7 protein-coding genes are annotated in these 7,606 nt (G+C 74.3%); 2 read left to right on the top strand and 5 right to left on the bottom strand.

What is annotated here, in order from left to right; all coding sequences use genetic code 11:
• Positions 1-83: 83 nt before the first annotated feature.
• Genes AC0CYZ_RS11700 through AC0CYZ_RS11690 form a run of 3 tightly spaced genes read right to left on the bottom strand, consistent with a single transcriptional unit; the run spans position 84 to position 2,964 of the window.
• Entirely contained in the window at positions 84-1,196 is a 1,113-nt protein-coding gene (locus AC0CYZ_RS11700; protein WP_472215455.1) for a serine hydrolase, read from the bottom strand.
• 36 nt (positions 1,197-1,232) lie between these two features.
• The gene (locus AC0CYZ_RS11695) at positions 1,233-2,438 is read right to left on the bottom strand and encodes a DNA polymerase III subunit delta' (protein WP_472215453.1); all 1,206 of its coding nucleotides are present in this window, start codon (positions 2,436-2,438) and stop codon (positions 1,233-1,235) included.
• A gap of 37 nt (positions 2,439-2,475) precedes the next feature.
• Positions 2,476-2,964 carry a hypothetical protein gene (locus tag AC0CYZ_RS11690; RefSeq protein WP_472215451.1) on the bottom strand — a complete coding sequence of 163 codons (489 nt, stop codon included), beginning with the start codon at positions 2,962-2,964 and terminating at the stop codon, positions 2,476-2,478.
• A 61-nt stretch (positions 2,965-3,025) separates the two neighbouring features.
• On the opposite strand from AC0CYZ_RS11690, the gene AC0CYZ_RS11685 reads away from it, so the two are divergent.
• On the top strand, positions 3,026-3,355 hold the full coding sequence (locus AC0CYZ_RS11685) for a hypothetical protein (protein ID WP_472215449.1): 330 nt from the start codon (positions 3,026-3,028) through the stop codon (positions 3,353-3,355).
• 54 nt (positions 3,356-3,409) lie between these two features.
• Positions 3,410-3,592 (top strand): hypothetical protein, encoded by a 183-nt coding sequence (locus AC0CYZ_RS11680; RefSeq protein ID WP_472215447.1) that lies wholly within the window; start codon positions 3,410-3,412, stop codon positions 3,590-3,592.
• 95 nt (positions 3,593-3,687) lie between these two features.
• On the opposite strand, the gene topA is transcribed toward AC0CYZ_RS11680, so the two are convergent.
• Together topA and AC0CYZ_RS11670 are read right to left on the bottom strand one after the other, a co-directional pair.
• Complete coding sequence (gene topA / locus AC0CYZ_RS11675; protein WP_472215457.1) at positions 3,688-6,483, bottom strand: type I DNA topoisomerase; 2,796 nt, start codon at positions 6,481-6,483, stop codon at positions 3,688-3,690.
• A 418-nt stretch (positions 6,484-6,901) separates the two neighbouring features.
• Positions 6,902-7,606, bottom strand: a 705-nt coding sequence (locus tag AC0CYZ_RS11670) for a hypothetical protein (RefSeq protein WP_472215445.1), incomplete at its 5' end; no start/stop codon positions are given.

Here is a 7,606-nt window from a genome sequence, read left to right as displayed (position 1 = left end):
CGGCCCTCGAGCGCCGCGACCCGCGCCTCCAGCGCCGCCAGGCGCTCGTCGTCCGTCACCGGGGCATCGTCCCAACCGGTCGGTCAGGCGACACAGCGCAGCCGGTCGAAGGCGCGGGGGGACCGCAGCGGGCCGAGCGCGAGGAGCTGCTCGCCGCGGGTCTGCTGGTCGAGCGACGGCGTCGTCGGCAGATCGCGGGCGAGCACCACGGAGTAGCCGAGCGACCCGTCGTCGCGGCGCACGAAGGACCCGAAGGTCAGCACCCCCGGGTACGACCCGCTCTTGAAGCCGAGGGTGCCGCCGAGGCCCGGCTGGGTGCCCTGCCAGGTCAGGAAGCGCTGGGCGACGTCGGCGCCCGGCACCGCCCCCGTCGCGATCGCCCGGTAGGCCCCGAGCAGCTGGGTGGGCGTGGCGGCGGCGGTCGTGGTGGCCCAGCCCGTGGCGGTGTCCACGAACCCGGGGCTCGTCGCGGCGGCCGCGTAGCGGCGGACGACCTCGGCGCGGAACGCCGGGTCGTCGCCGACCCGCTGCCCCAGCGCCGCCTCGAACCCCGCGAGCTCAGGGCGTCCGAGGCCGGCGGGGACCTGCTCGGGCAGGGCGAGGCGCGCGACCGCGCCGGAGAAGGAGGGCAGGTCGACGCCCGTCCAGCCCGTGGAGCCGGCGGCCGCACGCAGGGCGTCGTCGCCGAGGCGGGCGCGGAGCCAGTCGCCGGCGGCGTTGTCGCTCTCCTGCACCATCGCGGTGACCAGCGCGTCGATGGTCGCGGTCCCGCCGGGCGGGACACCGAGCCGGCGCAGTGCGGCGGCATGCGCCCCGGCGTCGGTGCCCGGTACGAACCAGCGTTCCCACTCGGCCAGCGCGACGGGCTCGTCGCCCCGGACGCGCCCACCCGCGACGGCGGCGCCGTAGGCGGCCAGGTGCACGACCTTCGCGGCCGAGGCGAGCGGGAACGGCGTCGTCGCCTCGTGCGCGACGACGTGTCCGCGGCCGTCGTCGACGACCAGCCCGGTGGCCGCCGGCTCGGCGGCGAGCCGGGCGATCCAGCCGTCGGACGTCGCGAGGTCGGCCGTGGGGGGCGGCGGGGCGCAGGCGGCCGCGGCCGGCGGTGTCGTCGGCGACCCGGGTGCCCCCGCGGAGCAGCCGACGAGCAGCGCCAGGAGGAGTACCGCAATTCCGATGTTCCGTAATGACGACACCCCCGCGACGGTAGCAGCCCGTCGAGGGGTGGCGACCTACCCAGCGCGCAGGGCGGTCACCATCGCCTCGACCGCGATCTGCGGCTTCACGTTCGTCTCCAGCGCCTCGCGGCAGGCCAGGACCGCCTCGAGGCGGCGCAGCGCCGCCTCGGGCGAGCCGTCCCGGGCCGCCGCCTCCACCTCGCGGGCACGGTCGGGGTGGGTGGCGGTGACCGCGGCGCCGAACCCGCGCACGAGCACGTCGCGGTAGTAGCCGGCGAGGTCGACCAGCGCGCGGTCCAGCGCGTCGCGCCGCGTGCGGGTGGCGCGCTGCTTCTGCTTGGTGACGAGGTCCTTCTCGGCCGCCTTCGCCGCCCGCTGGGCCTGGGCGACGCCCTTGCCCGACCCGCCCGCACCCATGGAGACCGCCAGCTCCTCGCGCTCGGCCTCGTCCCGCTCCCCGGTCAGGGCGACGACCTCGGCCTCGGCGGCCCCGACGAGGCCGTCCGCGGCCGCGAACACCTCGGCCGCGCTCTGCAGGGAGCGCGGGACGGCGAGCACGGCCTCGCGCCGGTTCCGCGCGTTCTCGTCGCGCGCCAGCCGCCGGGCCCGGCCGATGTGACCGCCGGACACGCTGGCGGCCCAGCTCGCGGTCTCGGCGTCGACGCCGTCCCGCTCGACGAGGACCTCGGCGATCGCGGACGCCACGGGCGTGCGCAGTCGCAGCGGCCGACATCGCGAGCGGATCGTGACGCTGACGTCGTCGGGGTGCTCGCTCGGCGCGCAGAGCAGGAACACGGTGCGCTCGTTGGGCTCCTCGACGGCCTTGAGGACGGCGTTCGAGGCCTGCTCGGTCATCCGGTCGGCATCCTCGATCAGCACGACCTGCCACCGCGCCGTCGTCGGCATCCGGGCGGCGCGCTCGATGACGGCACGCATCTCCTTGACGCCCAGCGAGAGCCCCTCGGTGGCGACCTCGTGCACGTCGGCGTGGGTGCCGACCATGACGGTGCGACAGACCTGGCACGCGTCGCAGCCCCGACGCGGGCACTGCAGCGCCGCGGCGAAGGCCCGCGCGGCCACGGAGCGACCGGAGCCGGGCGGACCGGTGAACAACCAGGCGTGCGTCATCGCGCCGCCGGGCCGCTCGGCCTCGTCCCCCGCGTCGTCGGTGGAGAACCGGACCCGCGCGGCGTGCTCGACGGCCGCCTGCAGCTCCGCGACGGCCTCGGGCTGACCGACGACCTGCGACCACACACTCACGGTGCCGATGATGCCCCAGGGGTCCGACAGGCTCCGCTCACAGGTGCAGCGCGAGCGCCGCGATCGCGACGAGGATCGCGATCAGCACGAGCAGCGGGGCTCCCAGGCGCACCCCGCCGAGCCGGCCCGCGCTCGACGGAGTCGTCACGCCGGACCGCCACTCCCCGAACTCGGCGAGGAACTCGGCCTCCTCGCGGCGCTCCCGCCGCCAGACGGGCTCGTCCTCGGGGGGTCCGCCACGCACCGCGACCGGCTCGCCCGTCTCCGGCGGCAGCGTGCGGTGGCGGCGCTGGGGCGGCACCGGTCGCGGCGGGGGCACCTCGCGGGCCTCGGGGGTCCAGGGCTGCAGGCCGCGCTCGCGGTCGGCGTCCATCCACTCCGCGACCGCGTCGTCATCGGTGGCGGGCGGCAACCGGAGGTCGGACGGGCGGGCGCGGCTCGCCGTCGGGTCGGCGCCGGGCGGCGGCGGTGCGGTGCCGTCGGCACCCGCGAGCGGGTCGGTGTGGCGCGGGCCCCCTGCGTCCATCCCCCGACCATCACACGAACGGGCGGTCTCGGCCACCGTGCGGGCGGGGGACGCTGACGCGGTGCTTCCCGACGAGTGCTTCGACGGTGTCGTCACCGCCCTGCGCGACCGGGACGGGGTGGCCCCGCCCGACCCGACGCGGCGCGGGTTCGGGGCACAGGCCCTCACCGTGCACGGGTCGATCTTCGCGATGGTGCAGGACCGCGCGCTCGTCGTGAAGCTCCCGGCGGCCCGGGTGAGCGCCCTCGTCGAGTCCGGGCAGGGCGCCCCGTTCGGCGCCGGCCGCGGGCGCCCGATGAAGGAGTGGGTGGCGGTCGCGACGGTCGACCCCGACGCCTGGCGCGACCTCGCGGAGGAGGCGTGCACGTTCGTGGACTCGCGGCGAGCGTGAGGTCCCGGCGGAACGGGCACGGAGCCGCCGAGATCATCCGACCCTGGAGGACCCGTGGGGCTCAACTACCGCAAGCACCGCCGTCTGGGACCGCTCCCGATCTGGCGGAACGTCTCCCGCTCCGAGTCGGGCAAGACGGTGTCCTACAGCGTCAAGGTGGGCCCGTTCACCTGGAACAGCCGCACGAAGAAGAAGACCGTCGACCTGCCCGGGGGCTACTCCTACACCAGCGAATGAGGCGGCCCTCGTCGTAGGCCCCGGCCGAGGGGCACACCGCGCAGGCCCGACGGTCGTCGGAGATGCGTGGTGTACCCCTCGGGGGGGTGTCGAGGTCAGGTGGTCGGCGACTTCCGGGTCGTCGTCTTCTTGGCCGGCGCCTTCTTCGTGGTGCTCGACTTCGTGGTGCTCGACTTCGAGGCCGTGGACTTCGACGCCGTGGACTTCGACGCCGACGACCGCGCGGGCGCCTTCTTCGGCGCCGGACCCTTCGCCCGCTTCTCCGCGAGCAGCTCGGCCGCCCGCTCGTCGGTCAGGGTCTCGACGTCGTCCCCCTTGCGCAGCGAGGCGTTGTAGCCAGTGCCGTCGGTGACGTACGGGCCGAAGCGGCCGTCCTTGACGACCATCTGCTCACCCGAGACCGGGTCCTTGCCGAGCTCCTTGAGCGGCGGCTTCGCGGCGGCCCGCCCGCGCTGCTTCGGCTGCGCGAAGATCTTCTGGGCCTCCTCGAGGGTGACCGTGAAGAGCTTGTCCTCGCTGTCGAGCGAGCGCGAGTCCTTGTCCTTCTTGATGTACGGCCCGTAGCGCCCGTTCTGCGCGGTGATCTCGACACCCGTCTCCGGGTCCGTGCCGACCACGCGCGGCAGCGAGAGCAGCTTGAGTGCGTCGTCGAGCGTGATCTCGGAGAGCGTCATCGAGGCGAAGAGCGAGCCGGTGCGCGGCTTCTCCTTCGCGCCCTCGGGCAGCACCTCGGTGACGTACGGCCCGAAGCGACCCTCCTTCGCGAGGATCTCGTGGCCCGTCTCCGGGTCGGTGCCCAGCGAGCGCCCCTCCTGCGGGGTGGAGAACAGCTCCTCGGCGAGCGCGAGGTCGAGCTCGTCGGGCGGGAGGTCGTCGGGGAGGTTCGCCCGCTGGCTCTTCTCCTCGCCGTCGTCACCGACGATCATCCGCTCGAGGTAGGGCCCATAGCGGCCGACGCGGACGACGACGTCGCGCCCCTGGTCGTCGGCGAACATCCGCAGCGAGTTGACCTCGCGCGCGTCGATGCCCTCGAGGTTGTCCCCGACGAGCTTCTTCAGCCCGCCCAGGTGGGTCATCGACGCCTCGACGCCGTCCCCGGTGAGGGCCGCGCCGTCGCCGTTGTTCCCGCCGAAGTAGAAGTGCGAGAGCCAGGTCTGGCGCTGCGCGTTGCCGGACGCGATCGCGTCGAGCTCGTCCTCGAGCGTGGCGGTGAAGTCGTAGTCCACGAGCCGCTCGAAGTGCCGTTCCATCAGCCCGACGACCGCGAACGCGATCCAGCTCGGGACGAGCGCCGCGCCCTTCTTCCAGACGTACCCGCGCTCCTGGATCGTGTTGATGATCGACGCGTAGGTCGACGGGCGGCCGATCCCCCGCTCCTCGAGCGTCTTCACCAGGCTCGCCTCGGTGTAGCGGGCGGGCGGGCTGGTCGCGTGGCCGGAGGGGTCGAGCGAGTCCGCCGTGAGGCTCTCGTCCTTCTCCAGGCGCGGCAGCCGGCTCTCGGCGTCGTCGGCCTGGCCGCCCTCGAGCTCGTCGACGGTCTCGACGTAGGCCCGCAGGAACCCCGGGAACGTGATCGTGCGCCCGGAGGCGGTGAAGGTGCACTCCTCGCCGGTGGCGGCCGGGGCGGTGATGCGCACGGTCATCGTCGTGCCCCGCGCGTCGCGCATCTGGCTGGCGATGGTGCGCTGCCAGATCAGCTCGTAGAGCCGGAACTCGTCGCCGCTGAGCTGGTTCGCGACCTGGCCCGGCGTCCGGAACGAGTCACCCGCGGGCCGGATCGCCTCGTGGGCCTCCTGGGCGTTCTTCACCTTGCGCGTGTACTGCCGCGGCGACTCGGCGACGTTCTCGGCGCCGTAGAGGTCGCGGGCCTGGGTGCGCGCGGCGTTGATCGCGGTCTCCGACAGCGTCGTGGAGTCCGTACGCATGTAGGTGATGTAGCCGTTCTCGTACAGCCGCTGCGCGGTGCGCATCGTCCGCTCGGACGAGAACCGCAGCTTGCGGCCGCCCTCCTGCTGGAGCGTGGAGGTCATGAACGGCGCGTAGGGCTTGCGCGTGTACGGCTTCTCCTCGACGGAGCTCACCGTGTACTCGCTGCTCGCCAGCGCCTCGACCAGGCGGCCGGCGCCGGCCTCGTCGAGCCGGCGCACGTCGTCGTTCTTGAGACGGCCCGCCGAGTCGAAGTCCCGACCCGTCGCCACCCGCGCCCCGTCGACGGCCGTCAGGGACGCCTTGAAGGTGGGGGTGTTGCCCGGCTCCTGGGCCTTGCCGGTGCGCAGGACGGCGTCGATGCCCCAGTAGGACGCCGAGACGAACGCCATCCGCTCGCGCTCCCGCTCGACGATCACGCGGGTGGCCACCGACTGCACGCGGCCCGCCGAGAGCTTCGGCATGACCTTCTTCCACAGCACGGGGCTGACCTCGTAGCCGTAGAGCCGGTCGAGGATGCGGCGGGTCTCCTGCGCGTCCACGAGGTCGTGGTCGAGGTCGCGTGGGTTCGCGGCGGCGGCCTGAATGGCCGACTCGGTGATCTCATGGAACACCATGCGCCGGACCGGCACCTTGGGCTTGAGCGTCTCGAGCAGGTGCCAGGCGATGGCCTCGCCCTCGCGGTCGCCGTCCGTCGCGAGGTAGAGCTCGTCGACCTCCTTGAGGGCGTCCTTGAGCTCGCTGACCGTCGACTTCTTGTCGGGCGTGACGATGTAGAGGGGCTCGAACTCGTGGTCGACGTCGACCCCGAGGCGTGCCCAGCTCTCGCCCTTGTACTTGGCGGGCACGTCCGCGGCGCCGCGCGGCAGGTCGCGGATGTGCCCTCGGCTCGACTCCACGATGTAGGAGGAGCCCAGGTAGTCGGCGATCTTGCGGGCCTTGGCCGGCGACTCGACGATCACCAGCCGACGGCGGCCGTCCCCGGCCGGGGTCGCCGTCCCGTTCCCGTTCTTCCGGCCACCACCCGCGCTCTTCGTGCCGTTGCCCTTGCGCGTGCCGGTCGTGCTCCCGCGCTGGGTCGGGGTGGTCTGCGCCGGTGCCTCGTCGGTCGTCGTGGGCTCGGGCGCAGTCGTGGTTGCGCTCCGTGTCGTCCTCGACCCCGTGGAACCGGCCGCTGCCTTACCCGCTGCCACCAGTCATGCCTCGTCTCGTCGCTTCGCGGCGGCCCGTCGTCGGGTGCCCCGCTCGCCGCCAGTGTGCCTCACCGCGGCGTCCGTGCCATCGAGAACGTGTCGTCCCCCGCTGTCGTGCTCTCGTCCACCCTGCGTGGTTCCACCGATCGGTGCTGGTCAGCGGCCGGATCGCGGCCCCGTCCGGAGTCCGTCATCCGGGCCACACCCCGTCCACGAGGGTCCGTGGCCGACCTCCCACGAGCTCGGCCAGACGGCGCTGTCGGCGCTGGCCGACGATCGCGACCACGGGCTCGTCCTCGTCCCCGGCGAGAGTGGCGCCGAGGCCCGCACGCTGACACGCCGTGAGCAGGGGCTCGTGCGTCGCCGGTGCGTGCGGGTCGAGACCGAGAGTGTAAGCACGCCCGCGTCGGCTCCCGGCGGCCAGGACCCACAGCCGTAACCGGGGCCCGTCGAGCACGAGGTCGGGCGGGACGGCCGGCGAGCCGTCGGGGCGGCGCCACGCGGTGGCCAGGGCGACCAGGTCGGCCCGGTACGCGCCGCGCACGACGGGGCGGCCGTCGGACAGTCGGTCCACGTCCGCGGGGACCCCCCGTCCTCGGAACGCGCAACACAGGGCGTGGGCGCGCCATTCCACGACGGGGTCGGGGGCCACGACGGCGGGTCGGGGCGCGTCGGGGTTGTCCGACGGCGGGTCGGGGTGGCCCGGGTACTCGTGCTCGCCGGGGTGCTCGGGGGCGTCGTGGCGCTCGGGCGCCTCGTGCACGGCCTCCGTGGCGCCGTCGTCGCGGACGGGGAACTCGTCGTCGGGGATCTCGTCCACGCCCTCCTCCCAGCCCCGCTCATGATCGCCGCGCACCGGGGGCGGCGCCGGGCGCCCGGGCGGCGGCCAGGGTGC

This window comes from Actinomycetospora sp., assembly GCF_055612215.1.
The sequence above is the reverse complement of the archived record's forward strand: the minus strand, read 5'-3'. Positions and strand labels throughout refer to the sequence as shown.

What these genes read in the sequence shown, in the direction of transcription:
- AC0CYZ_RS11690 (WP_472215451.1), bottom strand. Translation starts at nt 2,964, where the DNA reads ATGGACGCAGGGGGCCCGCGCCACACCGACCCGCTCGCGGGTGCCGAC.